Here is a 20,891-nt window from a genome sequence, read left to right on the forward strand (position 1 = left end):
GGGGCGGACTTTCGGCATGGGATCTTGCGGTAAGGCAAAGAGATTAAAAAGCATGATCAGGAACGATCATGCGATGTCGTTCGCCGCCGGCGCTTGCGTCGCCGGACCGGCGCCGGCGATTTGGAATAATTGCTTCTCGTTGGGCGAAAACTTGCGATGAAATTTCTGGATGAGGCTAAGGTCTATACGCGGTCCGGCGATGGCGGAGCCGGCTGTCTTTCGTTTCGCCGCGAAAAGTTCATCGAATTCGGCGGTCCGAACGGCGGCGATGGCGGACGCGGCGGCGATGTCGTCATCGAATGCGTCGGCGGCCTCAACACGTTGATCGATTATCGCTATCAGCAACACTTCAAGGCGAAGACCGGAACGCACGGCATGGGCCAGAACCGCGCTGGCGGCAGAGGCGATGACGCGGTTTTGAAGGTTCCGGCCGGCACCCAGGTTTTCGACGAAGAGGGCGAGGTCCTGCTGGCCGATCTGACCGAGATCGGTCAGCGTTTTGTGCTCGCGCGGGGCGGCAATGGCGGCTTCGGCAACGCTCATTTCAAGACATCGACAAATCGCGCGCCCCGACGCGTCAATCCGGGTCAGGAGGGGGAGGAGCGCATCATTTGGCTGCGGCTGAAGCTCATCGCCGACGCGGGGCTCATCGGTCTGCCCAATGCCGGCAAATCGACCTTCCTCTCTACCGTCAGCGCGGCGCGGCCAAAAATTGCCGATTACCCCTTTACGACCTTGCATCCGAACCTTGGCGTCGTCGCCTGCGATGATCGCGAATTCGTTCTCGCCGATCTTCCGGGCCTGATTGAAGGCGCGCATGACGGCGTTGGCCTCGGCGACAGGTTTTTGGGACATGTCGAGCGTTGCCGCGTGTTGCTCCACCTCGTCGACGCTAATACGGAACATGCCGGCAAAGCCTATAAAATCGTCCGCCACGAGCTCGATGCCTATGGCGGAGGTCTGGCTGACAAGCCCGAAATCGTCGCGCTGTCCAAAGTCGACAGCGTCGATGCCGACACCCTCAAACAGCAGATGGCGCGCCTGAAACGCGCGGCCAAATGCACGCCGCTAAAGATTTCGGCCGCGACCAACACCAATCTGCGCGAGGCGTTGCGTGAAATTCTTGCATTGATCGACGCCGGCCAACCGAAAAAAGAGATGCCAGACGATGTCGCCGTCGAGTGGCGCCCTTGAGCCTTGATCAGCATTCCACAGCGACGCCGGCAAGCACGCTGCCGCGCCTCAAGGATTTCCGGCGGATCGTCATCAAAGTCGGATCATCCCTGCTCATCGATCGGGCGCAGGGCCGCGTCAAACGCGAATGGCTGGAGTCTTTGGCGCAGGATATAGCGGCGCTGCATGGCCCAGGCGCCGATCTTCTTGTGGTCTCCTCCGGCTCGATCGCGCTCGGACGCACGGTGCTCGACCTGCCCGACGGCGATCTGAAGCTCGAAGACAGCCAGGCTGCCGCCGCCGTCGGGCAGATCGCTCTGGCTCGAATCTGGGCCGAGGTTCTGGCTGACCGCGCCATCACCGCGGGGCAAATTCTCGTCACTTTCGGCGATACCGAGGAGCGCCGCCGCTATCTCAATGCGCGGGCGACGATCGGGCGCCTCCTTGACCTGCGCGCCGTCCCCGTCATCAACGAAAACGATACGGTGGCGACGTCCGAAATCCGTTACGGCGACAATGATCGCCTCGCCGCGCGCGTTGCGACTATGGCCAGCGCCGATCTTTTGATTCTACTGTCCGATGTTCCCGGCCTCTACACAGCGCCCCCGAACGAGAACCCGAACGCGGCGCTGATTCCGGTGGTCTCGCGCGTGACGGCGGAGATCGAGGCCATGGCCGGCGGCGCGGCCTCGCAACTCTCGCGCGGCGGCATGCGCACGAAGATTGAGGCCGCCAAAATCGCGACGACAGGCGGCGCCCATATGCTGATCACTGACGGACGGGTCGCCCATCCCGTGGCGCGGATCGACGCTGGGGCGCCCTGCACTTGGTTCCTCACCGGCTCCAGCCCCGTGACCGCTCGCAAAAAATGGATTGCCGGATCGCTCGAACCGCGCGGGGCGTTGCATATAGACGCGGGAGCCGAACGGGCGATCATCGCCGGCAAGAGCCTCCTTCCGGCCGGGGTCACTCGGGTGGAGGGCAATTTCGCCCGCGGCGATTGCGTTTTGATGCGCAATCCGCTGGGCGGCGAAATCGGGCGAGGCCTCGTCGCCTATGACGCCAGCGAAGCGATCTTGATTGCCGGGCGCAATTCGCAAGATATAGAAGCAGTGCTCGGCGAACCGGGACGGGCGGCGATCATCCACCGCGATGACATGGTCGTCGCTGGAGACTAGACTGAAAGCGGCGAAGCGACGCCGTCACAGCGAAAGCAAAGAGCGATGGACAATCTGAAACGCGCCGATAGCAGCTCCGGCCAAGAGGATGTCGCGCTGCTGATGGCGGATCTCGGCCGCTCGGCTCGGACAGCCGCGCACGCGCTTTCATTGGCTTCCACGGACGCCAAAAATTTCGCGCTTTTGTCCGCCGCCAAAGCCGTCCGAGAGAATGCGGGAGCCATTCTCTCGGCCAACGCGCAAGATGTCGCGGCGGCGCAAAACAATGGCGTCGCAAGCGCCTTCCTTGATCGGCTTCTCCTCGACGCTAAGCGCATAGAAGCAATGGCCAAGGGTCTCGAGGAGATCGCCGCCCTGCCTGATCCCATCGGGCGTCAGCTCGCCCGTTTCGAGCGCCCGAACGGACTTGTCATCGAACGCGTCGCAACCCCGCTCGGCGTCGTCGGCATGATTTATGAAAGTCGCCCGGCGGTGACGGCGGATGCCGGAGCGCTCTGCCTCAAGTCCGGCAACGCCGTGATTCTGCGCGGCGGCTCTGAAAGCAGCCGGTCGACGCGAGCAATCCATCAAAGTCTGGTAGCCGGGCTTGCCGAGGCCGGTCTCCCCACGGCCGCCATAACCCTCGTGCCCGTCACGGATCGCGCCGCCGTCGGCGAAATGCTCAAGGGCCTTGGCGGAAACATCGATGTGATCGTGCCGCGCGGAGGCAAAAGCCTCGTCGCCCGCGTGCAGAGCGAGGCGCGCGTTCCGGTCTTCGCGCATCTTGAGGGAGTCGTTAGCATCTTCGTCCATCGCGACGCCGATCTCGCCAAAGCCAAAACGATCGTTCTCAACGCGAAACTACGCCGCACCGGCGTTTGCGGCGCGGTGGAAACCCTTCTCGTCGACCGCGCCTGCGCTCCGACCTATCTTGCTCCACTCGTTAAGCTTTTGCTCGATAACGGCTGCGCGGTGAGAGGCGACGAGGCGACGCGCAAAACTGACTCGCGCGTCGCCCCCGCGACCGAGGAGGATTGGCGCACTGAATATCTCGACGCGATCATCGCCGTACGGGTCGTCGATGGACTCGAACAAGCGATCGAACATATCGAGAGCTTCGGCTCGCATCACACCGATTGCATCCTGACCGAAGATCAAGGGGCCGCCGACCGCTTCCTGCGGGAAGTCGATTCCGCCATCGTCATGCACAATGCCTCAACCCAATTTGCCGATGGCGGCGAATTCGGCTTCGGTGCCGAAATCGGCATCGCGACCGGCCGCATGCATGCGCGGGGACCCGTGGGGCTTGAACAGCTCACTTCGTTTAAATACCGGGTGCATGGCAGCGGGCAGATTCGTCCGTGAATGCAGGGCCGCCGCATCCGAGCGGTTTTGTCGCCCTGCCCCCGCATAAAGCCGGTTTGCGGGTTGGCCTGTTTGGCGGGAGTTTTAACCCGCCGCACATGGGCCACAGGGAAGCCAGCCTGCTCGCCCTGCGGCGGCTGCGGCTCGATTGCGTCTGGTGGCTCGTCAGCCCCGGCAATCCCCTTAAGGACAAGCGCGAGCTGGCGCCGCTTTCGGCGCGCATCGCCGCTGCGCAGAAGATTGCGAACCATCCGTCGATAAAAGTCACGGGGTTGGAAACCACGATCGGCGCGACCTACACGTTCGAGACGATCGCCTATCTGAAGCAGCGTTGTCCGGGCGTCCGCTTCGTCTGGGTGATGGGCGCCGACAACCTTCCTGGCTTTCACCGCTGGAAGCGTTGGCGCGACATCATCGATCTTGTGCCGATCGCGATCATCGATCGTCCGGGCTCGACGCTGAAAGCGCCGTTTGCGCGTGCGGCGCATGTATTGGGGCGCTATCGGCTTGACGAGGCGCGGGCGGCCTGCCTTGCCGACGCCGAGCCGCCGGCTTTCGTTTTTCTGCACGGACCACGCTCGGCGCTGTCGTCGACGGCGCTGCGCGGTTCCCCCCGCTCCTGAAATCTCACCAGATCCAGAACAGCAAAACCCAACTGAAGACGCCAATCGAAACTGCGAGCGCGACGCATGAGGTTGCGGCGGATCGCGCAAGGCTGTTCTTTGTCCAGCGGCCGGCGATGCTCCAGGAAAGAGCGACCGACCAGATCGCCGCCCCGGCCAGCATGGCGGCGCGAAGCAAGCTGAGGAAGCCGAATGAAACGCCTTCAGCCCGCAACAGCGAAACGGTGGTCGCGCTCAACCCAAGAAAAACACCGCAGGCGGCGATCGGAATGAGGCTCTGGGCAAGATGATGAAAGCGCGCCGACGACCATGAGCCGAGGCTGCGCGTCGCCGCCCGAAGGCAAACCGAGACGAGCGCGCCAATCGCTAGGGCTGTCCCCAGGATATAGAAAACCATGACGGCGCCGTCGAGAAGGGTCAGCTGGTCGTTGACCTCGGCGTAGTTGGTGAAGATCCACCACGGCGCATGCAGCTGCAAAGGCCACATGGCGTTCTGATCGATGAGCCATGTCGCCACTGCCTGCTTGATGTCGATATACCAGGGGCTGGCGCTCCAATGGAAAGCGCCCGCTGCAACGCCCATCAACCCGAAAACGATCAGCAGCGTCTCGATCGGCTTTGGCGCCGACCCTGCGACATGGACAATCTCATGGTTCGGCGCGCGGGGCGCCAGTTCAATGGCGTCGCGAAAGCCGCTGCAGCGGCCGCACATATGGCAATCATGATTGCCATTCATCGTCTTGAACGGCACCAGCGGCGCGCAATTGACCGCGGCGAAGTGCTCGTGGCCGGTGCGGCGGGAACGCGTCCAGGCCTCTTCATCGACGTTGAAATGCATCGGGGCGAGCTTCGCCAGAAGGCCGAAGACGCCGTTTACCGGACAAAGATAGCGGCACCAGACCCGCTTGTTGCGGCCGTAAAGATAGCCGACTGCGATTGCCCCTGCCGTCGAGCCGCCAAGAATCAACAGCGTCGGCTTTGGATATTGGTAGACGCTGACCATTTGGCCATAAATCGTCGTGCAGACGAAAGCGACGAACGGCCAACCTTTCCAGGTCAGCCAACGCGGAATCGCGAGTCCGCGACTGTACTTGCTGGTCATCTCCGTCAGAGCTCCCTCCGGACAGAAAATGCCGCACCAGGCGCGTCCGACGAGAACCATGCTGACGAGAACAAGGGGCCACCAGATGCCCCAAAACGCGAATTGCGCGAATAGCGTAAGATTGGTCCAGATATGCGCGAGCCGTCCCGGCAAAGGCATGAAAGCCGGCACAGCGACCAGAACGATATAGGCGACGACGACGATCCATTGGAGGCGCTGGATCAGTTTTTGGTTCCGCCGCAACCAATTCCCAAGGCGGCTCAAGGCCAGCGCGAAAGGCGCTCGGCGCGGCTCGCCAGGCCGCCCTCCCACTCCCGCGTTTGTCTCGGCCGCAGCCTGTAGAACCGCCATGAAAATCCTATTCCCCAGCCTTCATTATGCGCCCCGGATGCCGCTGCGGCCAGTTTTCGTTCGCAAACTTCGCTTTTTTCGCACCTAGCGGAGCGCGGCGCGGCTGGCTGTGCGCCTCATTTGGCGACGAGCACTGCTTTGGGCGCGTCCGGGTGAAAATCGTCAAAAAACTCATATTCGCCCGGATCCAACGTCCTGAAGACGAGGATCGACGTTGAGTCCGGCGCGAGAACCTTCTCCTTGCGCAGTTCATTGCTCTCGAACTCCGCCGGCGTCACGCCCGAATTACGCAATTCGAGTTTGAACCGCGTGTTGGCTGGGACCTCCACCCGCAGGGGCGCGATCTTACCGTCGTGAAACTCGAGCGTGAAGACGGGCTCCTCCTCCGCGCGCAGAGAGCCGGCGACGCTGAGAAGCAGAAAAGAAGTTAGCAAAATCGTCGCGTTCTTGGACAAGGCAGTGCCTTTCGCGCGCCGTGGTTCAGTAAGCGCCCTTTTTCCCAGGCCCCGCGTAGATGAACTCATATTCGATGGTGAAGGGCTTAAACCAAGGACCAACGCCAGTCTCCTTGTCGACGTGGCGGCCAAAATGCGCATGCGGATTGTCGCTGGGCGGCGCGATGGTCAGCGCCAACCTGTATTTGCCGGGGCCCATCATTTTCACGTTGTCCCCATAATGAGGGCCATCATTCGCAACCATCGGCATAAAACTGCCCTTTTGAGACTGGTTGTCGTCGAGCTTGGTCAATTCATAATCGACGACGAGATATGGAATCCAATCGCCTTGCGCAAATCCATTCGCATTGTCTTTTGCGGCCTTGATGTCGGCCTCAAGATGTATGTCGGAATCCTTCGCCGGACGCATCACGTCGGGCGGATCCATCTCGATCGGCTGCAAGTAGACGGCTCCGATTTCGAGGCCGTTGCTTTCCTGCGCCTTGCCGACCGGATATTCTTTCGCCGCCGCTGTGAGCCCCATGAGGGCGGCGCCTGCGGCAAAAGCCAAAACAAAACCGAGTCGCTTCATTTTTCCCTTGGGAGGTTTCGGCGTCCCACGCTTCCCCGCCAGTAACGACAAGCGACGATCATGTTTCCGCATTGGAGATTATTCATAGAACAAAGCAACCACGCCTGCAATTAATGCACGCAATTTTATAAACGTTTTAATATAACGGGCTTAAAACGGTTTAAACTGGAAACGTTCAATCACGCTTCTTTGATGCGATGCCAAGCGCCAGCCTAAGACGAGCGCGATCGGCTTCGGAGCCGGGCAAACCGAACCTAAGCCAGTCCGGCTGCATTTCGAAACGACGCACCCAGATTCCTGACTTCGCCAATGCTTCGAAGCGGCGCGGCGCGTCTGCAGCCTTCGCCAACTTGAACAGTAAACCCTCGCGAGACGAAAAACCCGCAGCGGCGAGAATCTCCCTTAACGCCGCAGCAGCAGCCTCAACCTTTGCGCGCGTCGATCGGAGCCAGAACGCGTCCGCCAGCGCCTGCGCTCCGATCGCGATGGCCGGACCCGACACCGGCCAGCAGCCGAGGGCGGTCCGAAGTTTCGCAGCAAGGTTTTTGGGGGCAATTGCAAAGCCGAGCCTCAGCCCAGGCAAGCCATAAGCCTTGCCAAACGATCGCAAAATGACGACGCCGCTTTCCGGCATATCCGGGACAAGGCTGGCCTCGGGACCAAGGAAATCCACAAAAGCTTCGTCGACGATCAAAACGCCGCCGCGTTGACTGAGATCGCTCGCCAGCGCCAGAAGGTCTCCGACCGCGAGCAGCCGGCCATCCGGGTTGTTAGGATTGACGATGACGGCGACGTCCGCGCTTTTGAGATCATCAATATGGTCGACAATAGATACGGCCGCCCCGCTGTTGCGCCACGCCCTCGCGTGTTCAGAATAGGTGAAGCCCAAAATGCCGACCCGGCGCGCCGGAAAGAGAAAGGGCAGCCAGTTGATGATCGCCTGTGTTCCGGGCGCCGCGACCGCTTCGGCGCCGGCTGGAACTCGATACGCCCGCGCCGCGACCCTCTCCAAACCGGCGAGCGCGGCGGGGTCGGGCAGGCGCGTCCAACTCTCCCCAGGAGGCTCGGCAAAAGGGTAGGCGTAAGGATTGACGCCGGTCGAGAGATCAAGCCAGGGCTCCGGCGCGTTTGGAAAGGCGCGCCGCGCGGCGGACAGATCGCCGCCATGCTCTTCTCCCGCTCGAGCAGGATTGCATTGAAGTGAATCAAGCATCCGTTTTATCTCTTTAGTTTGATGCTTTCGTGCATGATGGTGGCGTCATGAATTTCAACGAAACCCTGGAGCTTGCGGCGCTCGCTGTGGCGATCGAGGCCGGACTTGGTTATCCGAAACGCCTCGATAAAGCGATCGGCCATCCGGTCAGCTGGATCGGGGCATTGATCGGCCTTGCCGACGTCCGGTTCAACCGGGCTGATCAATCTTTCGCGCAAAGGCGCTTGATGGGCGTCCTCGCGCTTGGCCTCGTTCTAGCCATCGCCTGGGGCGGCGCCCTTCTTGCCAGCGGATTGGTTACGCATATCGGCCTTCCGAGTCCGATCTCTCTTGTCCTCCTTGCGCTTATCGCTTCGAGCCTCATTGCGCAACGAAGCCTCGATTCGCATGTCCAGGCAGTTGCGGATGCCCTGTATCACAAAGGGCTCGCGGGCGGTCGCGCGAAGGTCGCCGCCATCGTCGGGCGCGATGTGCGAACGCTCGATGAAGCCGGCGTCGCCCGCGCGGCGATTGAAAGCCTCGCTGAAAATTTTTCCGACGGAATTGTCGCGCCCGCGTTCTGGCTCGCGTTCGGCGGGCTCCCCGGCGGGGTTTTGTACAAAACGATCAATACGGCCGACAGCATGATCGGCCACCGCACCGAACGCTTCGAGGCCTTCGGTTTCGCCGCCGCGAAGATCGACGATCTCGCCAATTTTCTTCCCGCGCGGCTCTCCGCTGTGTGGATAACGATTGCAGCCCTGTTGGTTCCGGGCGGATCCGCGACCGTGGCGTGGCGGGTGGTGCGGCGCGACGCGCGGGGACATCCATCGCCCAATGCGGGCTGGCCAGAGGCGGCCTTCGCCGGCGCTCTCAACCTGAAGCTCGGCGGCCCGCGATTTTATGCAGAAACAGAGATCGACGACGCTTGGATCGGTTCTGGCGAGGCCCGCGCAACGAGCGCCGATATTTTTCGCGCCCTCGTGCTTTATCGCCGCGCTTGCCTCATTCACTGGTGCGCGCTGGCGCTGCTCGCGCTGTTAACTCGCTAGGGTCAGAAGCCGGTCGAGGTCCATGTGCGCCTCAAGATGCGCCGCAACGGCGTCGAACGCGTCTTCGAGCGTTTGGTCATAGGAGGCCCCGGAGGCTGCGGCGCCGAGCCGGTCCAACAAAGCGCTGCGCTGCGCCGGATCGCTAAAAAGCCCATGCACATAGCAGCCGCTGACCTTCCCGTCGGCCGAGATCGCGCCATCCTTGCGTCCGTCATCGAAGGCAAGCAGCGGCTTTTCGCAACCGGGTCCAAAGGTCCGTCCAATATGCATTTCGTAGCCTTGGAAGGGCGCTTGATCCGCGAGGCCAACCCCTTTCACAGGCGTCAGCACTTTGTCGCCGCCAAAGACGGTATCGATATCGAGCAAGCCAAGCCCCGGCGCCTCGCCGGGCGCTCCCTCCAAGCCTTGAGGGTCGCGGAGCGTCCTGCCCAGCATCTGATATCCGCCGCAGAGCCCAAAAACATGGCCCCCGCGCCGCAGATGAGCCGCAAGGTCAATGCCCCAACCCTCGCGCCGGAACGCCGCGAGATCGGCGATCGTCGTTTTCGAGCCGGGCAAAAGGACCAGCGCGGCGTCGACCGGCAAGGTTTCGCCGCGCTCGACCATGACGAGCCGAACTTCGCTCTCCAGCGCCCACGGGTCGAGATCATCGAAATTGGCGATCCCTGGCAGCACAGGTATCGCGATGGTGATCTTGCCATCTTCCGACGGCTTTTGGCCTGAGCTTTTCTTGGCGGAAAGACCAAAGGAATCCTCGGCCGGCAGACGCGCGGCGTCGGGAGAAAACGGGATAAGACCCAGCCCCGCCCAGCCCGTCATCTTCTCGATCAGGACCATGCCATCGGCGAACAGCGCCGGATCGCCGCGAAATTTGTTGACGATAAAGCCCCTGATCATCTCCGCGTCGGCCGGGTCGAGGACGGTTTTCGTTCCGACGATCTGGGCGATGACGCCGCCGCGATCGATGTCGCCAAGAAGGATCACCGGAACGCCGGCGGCGCGGGCAAAGCCCATATTGGCGATGTCGTTCCTGCGCAGATTGATCTCCGACGCGCTGCCGGCTCCTTCGACAAGAACAAGATCGGAGTTTTCGGCAAGCCGCTCGAAACTCTCGATCACGGCGCCGAGCAGCTTCGGTTTCCAATCCTGATAGGCGCGCGCCTCCGCGTTGCCGATGACTTTGCCGCGCAACACAATCTGGGCCCCGGTTCCGCTCTGCGGCTTCAACAGGACCGGATTCATATCGATGCTGGGCAGGACGCCGCAGGCCCTCGCCTGAACCGCCTGCGCGCGGCCGATCTCGCCGCCGTCCTGCGTCACTGCGGCGTTATTCGACATATTTTGCGGCTTGAACGGCAAAACCGCGAGACCGCGATTGCGGTAGGCGCGGCACAGCCCGGCGACTATCAGCGATTTGCCGACATCGGACCCCGTCCCCTGAAGCATCAAGGCTTTCGCCCGCCGCATCAGAATTCGATGCCTTGCTGCGCCTTCACCCCGGCCTTGAAATGATGTTTGACGAGCGTCATCTCAGTCACGAGATCGGCGGCGTCCACCAATTCCGGCTTGGCGTTGCGGCCAGTGACGACAACATGCAGATCCGGCCTGCGTCCGCGCAGCGCTTCCACGACCTCGGCGAGCGGCAGGTAATCGTAGCGCAAGGCGATGTTCAATTCATCGAGCACCACCAATCTGATGGCGGGATCGGCCATCAGCTCGAGCGCCTTGTCCCATGCCGCCTCGGCGGCTGCGACGTCGCGAGCGCGATCCTGCGTCTCCCAGGTAAAGCCCTCGCCCATGGTACGCCAGGCCACGAGTTCAGGAAAACGGCTTAAGGCGTTGCGCTCGCCGGTCTGCCAGGCGCCTTTAATGAATTGCACCACGCCGCAGCGCCAGCCATGGCCAAGGCCGCGCATCAAGAGCCCGAAAGCCGCCGTCGATTTGCCTTTGCCGGGCCCGGTGTGGACAATCAACAGGCCTTTCTCGGCAATCGTTTTGCCGGCGACCTCGGCGTCCTGAACGGCTTTGCGCTTGATCATTTTTTCGCGATGTCGGAGCGCTTCCGCCTCGTCCAGCAATTCAGTCATTGAGCCTAACTCCGGAAAAAGTCATGGAAGGCGGGAAATCTCAATTGCGTACCCTGCATCGCGGCGGCCTCGCTTGAATAGCAGGGAACAAAAGGAAGCCGGATCGGCTTCGACGCATAACTCCGATTCATGGCGGCTATGATTATGATTTTGCGGCGGACGCGGCTACAACCTCTAACCCGAATTCGGGACTTGGGAGCACATCAATGAAGACAAAGGCTTTGTTTTTCGGCCTGATCGCCGCTGGCGCCCTCTTCGGCGGAATTGCGGCTCGTGCGGACGGGGCCGGCGATCCGACGCCCGTTACCTCGACGAACGGGGAATATTTCGACAAACAGGGCAACCAAACCTACAAAATCGACAAAGACGGCACCGTCGATTGGTACACCTATATCGGCTATCAGCAATATGGCGCGAATTGTCTGCAATGCCATGGGCCCGACGCGCTGGGCTCAAGCTACGCGCCATCTCTGGTCGACGCGCTGAAGTCAATGAGCACGTCCGATGTGATGGGAATCATCATAGGCGGGATGCAAAATGTCAGCGCTTCGCAGGATCTCGTGATGCCTGCCTTCGGCACCAACAAGAACGTCATGTGCTATATCGACGCTATCTACATCTATTTGCGCGCGCGTTCCGATGACGCGCTCGGTCGCGACAGGCCGGAGAAATATGCGCCAAGGCCGGAGGCGTATGAAAAAAGCCTCGATTCGTGCTTCGGCGGCTAGCCCAAGCAATAAAAGACCGAAAATCGCCGCTAGAGCCTGGCCCGATTGACATAGCGCTCAGTCGGTCTAGTGTCGCGCCCGTAACGGTCCCTCTTTTCGAGGGGTAAATGGGAATGTGGTCCGGCGTCCTCGGATGCTTTACGCCGCAGCTGCCCCCGCAACTGTAAGCGGGTAGTCGCACGCCAAAACGCCACTGGGAGCCGATCGAGGGTCCTGGGAAGGGGGCATGCGACGCCGATCCGCGAGCCAGGAAACCTGCCGTTCGATCGAGCACAGGCCGGCGGGGCGCTCCGGCTTATATCGATGCTGAGCGGTTTTCCGCTCGGCGAAGAACGCCGCGTCATCGCGGCGCTCCAGTTAGGCGCCCGCGCGATGAAACCGCAAAGCGGAATCGGGGGCCTTATGAATTCTCTCGCCAAAATTCCAGCGACCATCATCACCGGCTTTCTCGGGGCCGGGAAGACGACCTTGATCCGCCATATTTTGGCGAGCGCCAAGGGGCGGCGGCTGGCGCTGATCATCAACGAATTTGGCGACATTGGCGTTGACGGCGACATATTGAAAGGCTGCGGCGATCTCGCCTGTCCGGAAGACAATATCATCGAACTCGCCAACGGTTGCATCTGCTGCACCGTCGCCGATGATTTTCTGCCGGCGATCGAACGGCTTCTGGCGCTTGAGCCGCCGCCCGAGCATATCATCATCGAGACCTCTGGCCTCGCCTTGCCAAAACCGCTGGTGAAAGCCTTCGACTGGCCGAGCGTTCGCGCCAAACTGACCGTCGATGGCGTGATCGCCGTCGTCGATGGCGCAGCCGTCTCGGACGGCCGTTTCGCTGACGACCCCTCCAAGCTGGAGGCTCAGCGCAAAGCTGACCCTTCGATCGAGCATGATAATCCGCTCGAAGAAGTGTTCGAGGACCAATTGCTTTGCGCCGACCTCATCGTTCTGAACAAGTCGGACCTTGTAGCGGCAAAGGATCAGGCGCGCATTTCGGCGGACATCAAAGCGCTGGTTCCGCGCGCGGTAAAGGTCATCGCCTCGCATGAAGGGCGAATCGACGCCTCGATCCTGCTCGGTCTTGGCGCCGCAGCGGAAGACGATGTATCCAACCGCCGCTCGCATCATGACGACGAACCGGAGCATGATCACGATGATTTCGAAAGCATCATCGTCGAGGTCGGCGCCATCGACGACAGCGCCGCGTTTCTCCGCAAATTGGCCGGCATCGCCGAAGCGCATGACGTGCTGCGAATCAAAGGCTTTGTCGAGGTGCGCGGCAAGCCGATGCGGCTTCTCGTGCAAGGCGTCGGCGCTAGGCTGCAACAGAGCTTTGACCGGCCGTGGCGGGCGGAGGAGCCGCGCCGGGGGCGTCTCGTGATCATTGGCGAAAAGGGTCTCGATGCGCCGGCGATCGGAAGCCTTTTGGAGTCCTGAATGCATCTGCTCCGCACGGAAAGCCGATCGCTTGACGAAGCTGATGCCGCCGTCGATCTCGCGCAGACATCGGCCGACCTCGTATTCCTCTCGTTTTCAGACAGCGATCTTGGCGCCGTCGCGGGGGCGGCGAAACTGCGCGCCAATAGCGCAATGAGCCTTCGGCTGGCCAATATCGGCCAGCTCAAACATCCTTATTCCGTCGATCTCTACATCGAGAAGGTCGTCGCCAAATCCCGTTTCGTCCTGGTTCGCCTGCTCGGCGGCGTCGATTATTGGCGCTATGGCGTCGATGAATTTTCTCGCGCCGCAAGGGAGCATGGCGTCATCCTCGCCATCGTCTCCGGCAATGCGATGCAGGATGCGCGTCTTGACGCCGCTTCGAACTTGCCGAGCGCCGACCTCCACGAGATTTTTACGCGGCTCCAGACGGGCGGCGGCGCAAACATTAAAGCGATTCTCGATTGGATCGAGGAGCGGCTGCATCAGCCGACAGCCTCTATCCCGTGGCGGTCGCCGCAAGCGATTGCTGCTGCGGGAAGCTTCGAAGTCGGGCGCCGCGCGCCGCCCGAAGCCAAGGGCCAGGCGCTGATCGTTTTCTACCGATCCTATCTGCTCGCCGACGATACGGCCCCGATTCTAGCCCTAGTGGACGCGCTTGCCTCGCGCGGCATTGGCGCGCGTTCGATCTTCGTGACGAGCCTCAAAGACCAACAAGCGATCAGCTTTATTCGCGGCGAAATCAAGCGCGAGAAGCCCGACGTGGTCTTGAATGCGACCGCTTTTTCGAGCCGCCTCGATGACGAGCAAAGCGTGCTGGATTGCGCCGACGCGCCGGTCCTCCAAGTGATTTTTTCCAGCGCCGCGCAAGCGCAATGGGAGGCAGATCCACGCGGCCTCGGCGCCGCCGATCTCGCGATGAACGTCGTGCTGCCGGAAATGGACGGCCGTTTGATCACCCGCGCCATCGCCGTCAAGATGGACGCCGGTCGTCATTCCGATCTCGAATTCACGCCGCTCATTCATGCGGCTCTCCCTTCCCGCATCAACTTTGTCGCCGATCTCGCGAGCACCTGGGTGCGCTTGCGCAAAACTTCACCTTCGCAACGCAGGATTGCTTGCATCCTTTCAGACTATCCCGGCAAAGCGGGGCGCGGAGGCTACGCCGTTGGCCTCGACACAGCCAAAAGCGTCGCCTCGATCGCCGCGCTGTTAGGCGGCGCTGGTTACGCCATGGGGGCTTTGCCGGACGCTGTTCATCTCATGCGCGCGCTCGAGACGAACGGCGGGAGTGAGCAATTGAGTCTTGCCGATTACAAAGAAGCGCTGCAAACAATGCCGCGGTCCTTTGTCGAAACGCTTTATGCGCAGTGGGGCGAGCCTGAGATGGACGCCGCCGCGCATTCGGGCGTCTTCTCATTCTCGGTTTTACGCGCCGAAAACTTTCTCGTCGCGCTGCAGCCGGATCGCGGATCGAACGCGGATCGTAAGGCGCAGTATCATAACTCCGCTCTGGCGCCGCGCCATTCCTATGTCGCATTCTATCTGTGGCTGCGCCATCGCGCGAAGATCGACGCCATGATTCATTGCGGTACGCATGGCACGCTCGAATGGCTACCGGGCAAGGCAGCGGCGCTCACGGAGCATTGCGCGCCGGAAGTTGTGCTTGGCTCAACGCCCGTCATCTATCCATTCATCGTCAACAATCCGGGCGAGGCGGCGCAGGCCAAGCGTCGCATCTGCGCGCTGACCATCGGCCATCTGACGCCGCCTTTGATGCAGGCCGGGAGTCACGGCGCGGCGCAAGAAATCGAAGCCCTCCTCGATGAATATGCGAGCGCGGAAACGCTCGATCCCCGACGCGCGCGGTTGCTGGCGCAAGCGATTTTGGATCGGGCCAAAGATACCGGACTGGCGCAAGACTGCGGGCTGAGCGATGAAGCCGACCCAATCGTCGCCTTGCAGCGCCTCGACGCGTGGCTTTGCGATCTGAAAGACATGCGGATCGGCGATGGCCTGCATGTCTTTGGCCAGTCGTCGGGCGGCGCTTTGCGCGATGCTGCGATGGTCAGTCTGCTGCCTGCCGGCGGCGAGGAGCGCGTTGACGCGGAGGCGTCGGAGCGCATCGCGGCGCTTATCGACGGCTGCGGCGACATGGAAAGCAGGGGCCTGCTCGCGGCCCTTGATGGCCGCTTCGTCGCGCCAGGGCCCGGCGGAGCGCCGTCGCGCGGACGCGTTGACGTGCTTCCCACGGGACGCAATCTCTATGGGGTCGATCCGCGCGCGGTTCCGACCCGCACCGCATGGGAGATCGGCCAACGCGCCGCTCGCGAAGTCCTAGACCGCTTTGCGCAGGATCATGGCGAATGGCCGAAGCGGATCGTCATGGACCTTTGGGCGAGCGCGACCATGCGTACGGGCGGGGATGATCTGGCTCAAGCGTTTGCGCTGCTGGGCGTCAAGCCGATCTGGGATCACGCCTCATCGCGCGTCACGGGATTTGAGATCATTTCTCCAGCCCGGCTCGAGCGGCCCCGCGTGGACGTGACGTTGCGCATTTCGGGACTGTTCCGCGATGTCTTCCCGACGCAGATCGCTTTGTTCGATCAGGCGGTGAGCGCAGTCAGCCAGTGCGACGAGGACGAGGAGTTCAATCCCTTGGCGGCTGCGCGGCGAGGAACGGGCGAAGCCCCGTTGCGCATCTTCGGCGCCGCGCCCTCGACCTATGGCCTTGGCCTGTCGCGCGCTATCGATGCGGAGTCCGCGCCATCGCGCGAAAAACTCGGCCGGCTCTACCTTGATGCGACTTCGCACGCCTATGGCGGAGCGCAAGGGGAGGGCGTCGCAACGCCTGCTTTCGTCGATCGGGTTGCAAGCGCCGACGCCATGATTCATGTTCAGGATCAGGACGAGCAGGACCTGCTCGACTCCGACGCCATCGTCGATCATGAAGGAGGCTTTGCCGCCGCCGCGCAAATGCTCGGCAATAATGCTCCGGTCTATCATGTCGAAACCGCTCGGCCCGGCGCGATAAAAGTCCGCACGCTGCCGGAGGAAGTCGCTCGCATTGTGCGCGGCAGAGCGAGCAACCCGCGCTGGATCGCGGGGCAGATGCGGCATGGCCATCGCGGCGGCGCGGAAATCGCCGAGACCATCGATCATCTCTTCGCTTTGGCGGTGTTGACCGACGCAGTCGCCAGCCGGCATTTCGAACTCATTTTTGAGGCGACCTGCGGCGCTCCCGACGTGCGCGAATTTCTTATCAAGGCTAACCCAAAAGCGGCCCTCTCCATCGTCGCGCGTTTTGAAGATGCGCAACGCCGGGGCTTTTGGCACAGCAGGCGCAACTCAAGCCTTGATTGCCTCGCATCGATGCGGGAAAGTCTCACATGTTGACGCGCGAACAATTGCGGAGGGGGCGCTGCCCCGGCGCGCTTTCGCCCATGCAGGCGCAAGATGGACTGCTCGTGCGCTTGCGCATCAGCGGCGGGACTGTCGCCGCCTCAACGATGCGCCGCCTCGCCGAAGCCGGGCGGGAATATGGCAATGGATTGTTCGACCTTTCCTCGCGCGGCAATCTGCAATTGCGCGGATTAACGGACAAAACCTTGCCCTCTCTCATCGGGACGCTCGCAGATCTCGGCCTGATCGACGACGAACCCGCAGCGGAAGCCGTGCGCAATGTTTTGACCAGCCCGCTCGCGGGTTTTGGCGCGGCGATCGATGTCGCGCCAATCGGCAACGCGCTTGAAGCCGCGCTCGTTCGCGCCAGGGATTTGCATGATCTTCCCGGCAAATTCTGCTTTCTGATCGATGATGGCGGTCCTTTTTCCCTGGCTTTAATTCCCGCCGATGTAAGATTTCTCCTTCGACCAAACTGTGACGATTTCATCGTCTCAATCGGCGGCGACGCAAGCGACGCAATTGATCTTGGCGCATGCGACTCCGGCATGATCGTGGATATCGCCTTGCGCTTGGCCCGCACGTTTCGAGACCTCAGCGCGTCAATGTCCGAACCGCCGCGCAGAATGCGCGAGCTTGTCTCTCGTTGCGGCCCGCTGGCGATCGCCAATGCGACAGGCCTCTCTTTGGCCCCGGCGGGGAGGCGCAAGGTCCAGGACGAGCTCTCCGCCGTCGGGCTGTTGGATATTGGCGCAGGGATCTCCGGCTTTGGCGCAGGCGCAGCATTTGGCCGCCTCACCGCAACGATGCTCGATGCGGCGGCGGACGCTGCGGAGATTTTTGGCCTCGGCGAAATCAGGCTGACGCCCTGGCGCGCGCTCATCGCGCCGCACATCGATGCGCGGCGCTGCGAGGCTTTGCGCCAGCATTTCGCAGCGGCGGGCTTCATCATTGATAGCGAAGACCCGAGGCTTGCAGTCGCCGCCTGCGGCGGCGCGCCGGCCTGCGCGCGCGGAACGACGGACTCCCACTCGGACGCATTGGCTCTGGCCTCAATCGCCCGGCGTCTGCAGAGAAGCGGCGTCGCACTGCATGTGTCGGGGTGCTGCAAAGGCTGCGCCAAGCCAAGCGCGACGCCATACACGCTCGTCGCCAACGCGGGCCTCTACGATCTTGCCTTCAACGCGACGACCCACGATCCCAGCCTCACCCAAGGCCTCACTCTGGCGGCCGCCCGCGACATGTTGGGCGCGGCTGCAGGGCGGGCCGAAGACAACGCAAAACGCGACATCTCATGAACGCCAAGCAAGAACAATCGAGCCGCTTTGATTACATTCGCGATGGAGCGGAAATCTACCGCCGCTCTTTTGCGACGATACGCGCTGAGGCTGATCTCAAACGATTCACCAAGGCTGAAGAGAGCGTCGCGGTGCGCATCATCCACGCCTGCGGCATGGTTGAGGTCGCCGCCGATCTTGCTTTCTCTCCCGAGGTTGTCTTGCAAGCGCGGCGCGCACTGCAATCCGGCGCGCCGATCTTGTGCGATTCCAAAATGGTCGCGCAGGGCGTGACGAAAGCGCGGCTTCCGAAAAATAATGACGTAGTGTGCACGCTGGGTGACCCCGCGACCGCAAAGCTCGCGGCGCGGATCGGCAATACGCGCAGCGCGGCGGCGCTCGAACTCTGGCGCGACCGGCTTGATGGCGCGATCGTCGCCATCGGCAACGCCCCCACCGCCTTGTTCCATTTGCTCGACATGCTTGATCATGGCGCAGCGCGCCCCGCCTGCATTATCGGAATGCCGGTCGGCTTTGTCGGCGCCGCCGAATCGAAGGAGGCACTGATCCTCTCATCGCCCGCGCCTTTTATCGCCGTGCGCGGACGCAAGGGCGGCAGCGCGATGGCCGCGGCGACGCTCAATGCGCTTGCGAGCGAAACCGAATGAGCGCCCAGCCGCAACGCGAGGGCCGTCTCTATGGCGTCGGGCTCGGGCCGGGCGATCCCGATCTATTGACCATCAAGGCGACGAAGATTCTCGGATCCGCCCCGGTCGTCGCTTTTTTCGCAAAGAAAGGCAGGCGCGGAAGGGCACGCGCGATCGTCGATCGCTGGCTTCCGCGACATTGCATCGAACTGCCGCTGCTCTATCCTCTGACGACGGAAGCGCATTTCTCCAGTCCGGTCTATATCGAGGAGCTGCGCGCCTTCTATAGCGATGCAACGCAAGCGATAGCCGAACATCTCATCGCGGGGAGGGACGTCGCCCTCATTTGCGAAGGCGATCCTTTGTTCTACGGTTCATTCATGCATCTTTATGTGCGGCTGAAAGATCGTTTCGACATCGAGGTCGTTCCTGGCGTCACGGGCATGTCGGGGTGCTGGAGCGCGGCAAAAACGCCGATCAGCTGGGGCGATGACGTCTTCAGCGTTCTACCCGGAACACTGGATCAACCAACGCTCGTGCGCCATCTCGAGTCGAGCGACGCCGCAATCATCATCAAGCTCGGCGCCAACCTCGGCAAAGTCCGCGCCGCGATCATGCAAGCGGGGCGCGAAAAATCCGCGATCTACGTTGAGCATGGCACGCAACAAGCCGAGAAAATATTGACCCTCGATGACAAGACCGACGACGTCGCGCCTTATTTTTCGATGATCCTCATTCCTGGCCAAGGCAGGCGGCCATGAGCGCGGGCAGCCTGCGGATCGTCGGACTGGGTCCAGGCTTTGAAGGCTGGATCACGCCCGAAGTTTTGAGCCTCCTCACTGACGCCACCGATCTCGTCGGTTATGCGCCTTATCTCGATAGACTTCCGATTCAGGCCGCCCAGACTCGGCACGGCAGCGACAACAGGGTCGAGCTGAAGCGCGCCGAACACGCATTGCGCCTCGCGCAGCAAGGCCGCCGCGTCGCTGTCGTCTCAGGCGGCGATCCGGGCGTCTTCGCGATGGCCGCAGCGGTGTTCGAGGCGATTGATCTTGGCGAACCCGCGTGGCGCGAAATCGATGTTGCCGTGTGCCCGGGCATATCCGCGATGCAAGCGGCGGCGGCGCGGATCGGCGCGCCCCTGGGCCATGATTTCTGCGCGATTTCCTTATCTGACAATCTCAAACCTTGGGCGCTTGTCGAGCGCAGACTTCTGGCGGCGGCGCAGGGAGATTTCGTCATCGCTCTCTACAATCCAGCCTCAAAAACACGGCCTGATCAGATCCATGCAGGCTTTTCTTTGCTGCGCCAACATAAGGCTAGCGCGACGCCGGTGGTCTTCGCCCGCGCTATCGGGCGGCCAGATGAACAAATCACCATCACGACGCTCGAGGCGGCGGACCCCGCGCTCGCCGATATGAGCACGCTCGTCATCATTGGATCGAGCGCGACGAGAATTATCACGCGCGGCGCCGCGCAGCCCTTCATCTATACGCCGCGCAGCGCGGAGATCGCTCCATGACGCAGGATGAAGGTAATGACATCCGTCGGATCATGCACGGCCTGCGCCCCAATCGGGGGTCGCTCGATCATGATTACAGGCACGCCAAGCCGACGCGCGGCGAGAATTTTGCCGAACACCGCCGCTGCGCCGCTGTTCTTGGCGACGATGACGTCGATTTTTTCCGCGCGCAAAAGATGCTCCTCAGCTTCAACGGCGAAAGGTCCTCTCGCGGCGATCATGCGATGATGCGGCAGGTTCAGCGGCGCCGCGCTGGGATCGATGCTGCGAATGAGATAGAAGTGTTGCGGCGCAGCCTCGAAAGCCTGCAATTGCAGACGCCCTACGGTGAGAAACACACGCTTTGGCTCGCACCCCAACGCCGCGACAGCGCTCTCCATATCGGATGCCTCGATCCAATCATCGCCCGCCTCGCGCGTCCACGCAGGGCGCGACAATGTAATGAGCGGAATATTGGTCTTGCCTGCGGCGATCGATGCGTTGCGCGAGATTCGATCAGCGAAGGGATGCGTGGCGTCGACGAGAATATCGATGCGCTCCGCCTTGAGATAGGCGGCAAGTCCATCGGGCCCGCCAAAGCCTCCGATGCGGAACGAGATCGGCGGCGCGACCGGCGCCACCGTGCGGCCCGCAAACGACAGCATGGCCTGAATATCGCGACGCCCGGCGAGCAAGACCGCCAGCTCGCTTGCCTGCGATGTTCCGCCGAGCACGAGAACCCGCATCGCGTCCCCTTTAAATTTGCGCCTC

The 20,891-nt window shown here is 62.0% G+C and carries 19 protein-coding genes and 1 riboswitch; of the genes, 12 read left to right on the forward strand and 7 right to left on the reverse strand.

From position 1 onward, the window contains the following. Positions 1 to 156: 156 nt before the first annotated feature. From obgE to WDN46_01490, 4 genes are read left to right on the forward strand one after another with little or no spacing between them, the layout of a single operon-like run. Positions 157 to 1,194 carry a GTPase ObgE gene (gene obgE, locus WDN46_01475; GenBank protein ID MEJ0092136.1) on the forward strand — a complete coding sequence of 346 codons (1,038 nt, stop codon included), beginning with the start codon at positions 157 to 159 and terminating at the stop codon, positions 1,192 to 1,194. After that, positions 1,191 to 2,351, forward strand: a complete 1,161-nt coding sequence (gene proB, locus WDN46_01480) for a glutamate 5-kinase (GenBank protein ID MEJ0092137.1) — start codon at positions 1,191 to 1,193, stop codon at positions 2,349 to 2,351. Before obgE ends, proB begins: the two co-directional genes overlap by 4 nt. A 45-nt stretch (positions 2,352 to 2,396) precedes the next feature. Continuing rightward, positions 2,397 to 3,695 (forward strand): glutamate-5-semialdehyde dehydrogenase, encoded by a 1,299-nt coding sequence (locus WDN46_01485; protein MEJ0092138.1) that lies wholly within the window; start codon positions 2,397 to 2,399, stop codon positions 3,693 to 3,695. Further along, entirely contained in the window at positions 3,692 to 4,318 is a 627-nt protein-coding gene (locus WDN46_01490) for a nicotinate-nucleotide adenylyltransferase (protein MEJ0092139.1), read from the forward strand. The genes WDN46_01485 and WDN46_01490 overlap by 4 nt, the downstream gene beginning before the upstream one ends. 4 nt (positions 4,319 to 4,322) lie before the next feature. On the opposite strand, the gene WDN46_01495 is transcribed toward WDN46_01490, so the two are convergent. The 4 genes from WDN46_01495 to cobD all read right to left on the reverse strand — a co-directional run bounded on the left by WDN46_01495 (position 4,323) and on the right by cobD (position 8,010). Further along, a complete protein-coding gene (locus WDN46_01495; protein ID MEJ0092140.1) occupies positions 4,323 to 5,771 on the reverse strand; it encodes a 4Fe-4S binding protein in 1,449 nt (482 codons plus the stop codon). 116 nt (positions 5,772 to 5,887) lie between these two features. Next, a complete protein-coding gene (locus WDN46_01500) occupies positions 5,888 to 6,226 on the reverse strand; it encodes a cupredoxin domain-containing protein (protein ID MEJ0092141.1) in 339 nt (112 codons plus the stop codon). Between the two features lie 25 nt (positions 6,227 to 6,251). After that, the gene (locus WDN46_01505) at positions 6,252 to 6,797 is read right to left on the reverse strand and encodes an iron transporter (GenBank protein MEJ0092142.1); all 546 of its coding nucleotides are present in this window, start codon (positions 6,795 to 6,797) and stop codon (positions 6,252 to 6,254) included. Between the two features lie 175 nt (positions 6,798 to 6,972). Continuing rightward, positions 6,973 to 8,010 (reverse strand): threonine-phosphate decarboxylase CobD, encoded by a 1,038-nt coding sequence (gene cobD, locus WDN46_01510; GenBank protein ID MEJ0092143.1) that lies wholly within the window; start codon positions 8,008 to 8,010, stop codon positions 6,973 to 6,975. A gap of 47 nt (positions 8,011 to 8,057) precedes the next feature. On the opposite strand from cobD, the gene cbiB reads away from it, so the two are divergent. Continuing rightward, on the forward strand, positions 8,058 to 9,041 hold the full coding sequence (gene cbiB / locus WDN46_01515) for an adenosylcobinamide-phosphate synthase CbiB (GenBank protein ID MEJ0092144.1): 984 nt from the start codon (positions 8,058 to 8,060) through the stop codon (positions 9,039 to 9,041). On the opposite strand, the gene WDN46_01520 is transcribed toward cbiB, so the two are convergent. Together WDN46_01520 and cobO are read right to left on the reverse strand one after the other, a co-directional pair. Next, positions 9,030 to 10,487, reverse strand: a complete 1,458-nt coding sequence (locus WDN46_01520; protein ID MEJ0092145.1) for a cobyric acid synthase — start codon at positions 10,485 to 10,487, stop codon at positions 9,030 to 9,032. The genes cbiB and WDN46_01520 overlap by 12 nt on opposite strands. 20 nt (positions 10,488 to 10,507) lie before the next feature. After that, on the reverse strand, positions 10,508 to 11,128 hold the full coding sequence (gene cobO, locus WDN46_01525) for a cob(I)yrinic acid a,c-diamide adenosyltransferase (protein ID MEJ0092146.1): 621 nt from the start codon (positions 11,126 to 11,128) through the stop codon (positions 10,508 to 10,510). A 206-nt stretch (positions 11,129 to 11,334) separates the two neighbouring features. Here cobO and WDN46_01530 point away from each other — a divergent pair, with 206 nt between their 5' ends. The 7 genes from WDN46_01530 (at position 11,335) to cobJ (ending at position 20,141) form a co-directional block, all read left to right on the forward strand. Further along, entirely contained in the window at positions 11,335 to 11,856 is a 522-nt protein-coding gene (locus WDN46_01530; GenBank protein MEJ0092147.1) for a c-type cytochrome, methanol metabolism-related, read from the forward strand. A 67-nt stretch (positions 11,857 to 11,923) separates the two neighbouring features. Then, positions 11,924 to 12,134, forward strand: a riboswitch (cobalamin riboswitch). A gap of 124 nt (positions 12,135 to 12,258) precedes the next feature. After that, a complete protein-coding gene (gene cobW / locus WDN46_01535) occupies positions 12,259 to 13,293 on the forward strand; it encodes a cobalamin biosynthesis protein CobW (protein MEJ0092148.1) in 1,035 nt (344 codons plus the stop codon). Continuing rightward, positions 13,294 to 16,689, forward strand: a complete 3,396-nt coding sequence (cobN, locus tag WDN46_01540) for a cobaltochelatase subunit CobN (GenBank protein MEJ0092149.1) — start codon at positions 13,294 to 13,296, stop codon at positions 16,687 to 16,689. Continuing rightward, positions 16,683 to 17,993: a precorrin-3B synthase gene (gene cobG, locus WDN46_01545; protein ID MEJ0092150.1), complete on the forward strand. Its 1,311-nt coding sequence runs from the start codon at positions 16,683 to 16,685 to the stop codon at positions 17,991 to 17,993. The genes cobN and cobG overlap by 7 nt, the downstream gene beginning before the upstream one ends. Continuing rightward, entirely contained in the window at positions 17,990 to 18,640 is a 651-nt protein-coding gene (locus WDN46_01550) for a precorrin-8X methylmutase (protein MEJ0092151.1), read from the forward strand. Before cobG ends, WDN46_01550 begins: the two co-directional genes overlap by 4 nt. After that, positions 18,637 to 19,380: a precorrin-2 C(20)-methyltransferase gene (locus WDN46_01555; protein ID MEJ0092152.1), complete on the forward strand. Its 744-nt coding sequence runs from the start codon at positions 18,637 to 18,639 to the stop codon at positions 19,378 to 19,380. Before WDN46_01550 ends, WDN46_01555 begins: the two co-directional genes overlap by 4 nt. After that, positions 19,377 to 20,141: a precorrin-3B C(17)-methyltransferase gene (gene cobJ, locus WDN46_01560; protein MEJ0092153.1), complete on the forward strand. Its 765-nt coding sequence runs from the start codon at positions 19,377 to 19,379 to the stop codon at positions 20,139 to 20,141. The genes WDN46_01555 and cobJ overlap by 4 nt, the downstream gene beginning before the upstream one ends. Here the strand turns inward: cobJ and WDN46_01565 are convergent. Beyond that, on the reverse strand, positions 20,108 to 20,866 hold the full coding sequence (locus WDN46_01565) for a cobalt-precorrin-6A reductase (GenBank protein MEJ0092154.1): 759 nt from the start codon (positions 20,864 to 20,866) through the stop codon (positions 20,108 to 20,110). The two genes, cobJ and WDN46_01565, sit on opposite strands and share 34 nt — an antisense overlap. Positions 20,867 to 20,891: the final 25 nt, after the last annotated feature.

It is taken from the genome of Methylocella sp., assembly GCA_037200525.1.
GTDB lineage: Bacteria > Pseudomonadota > Alphaproteobacteria > Rhizobiales > Beijerinckiaceae > Methylocapsa.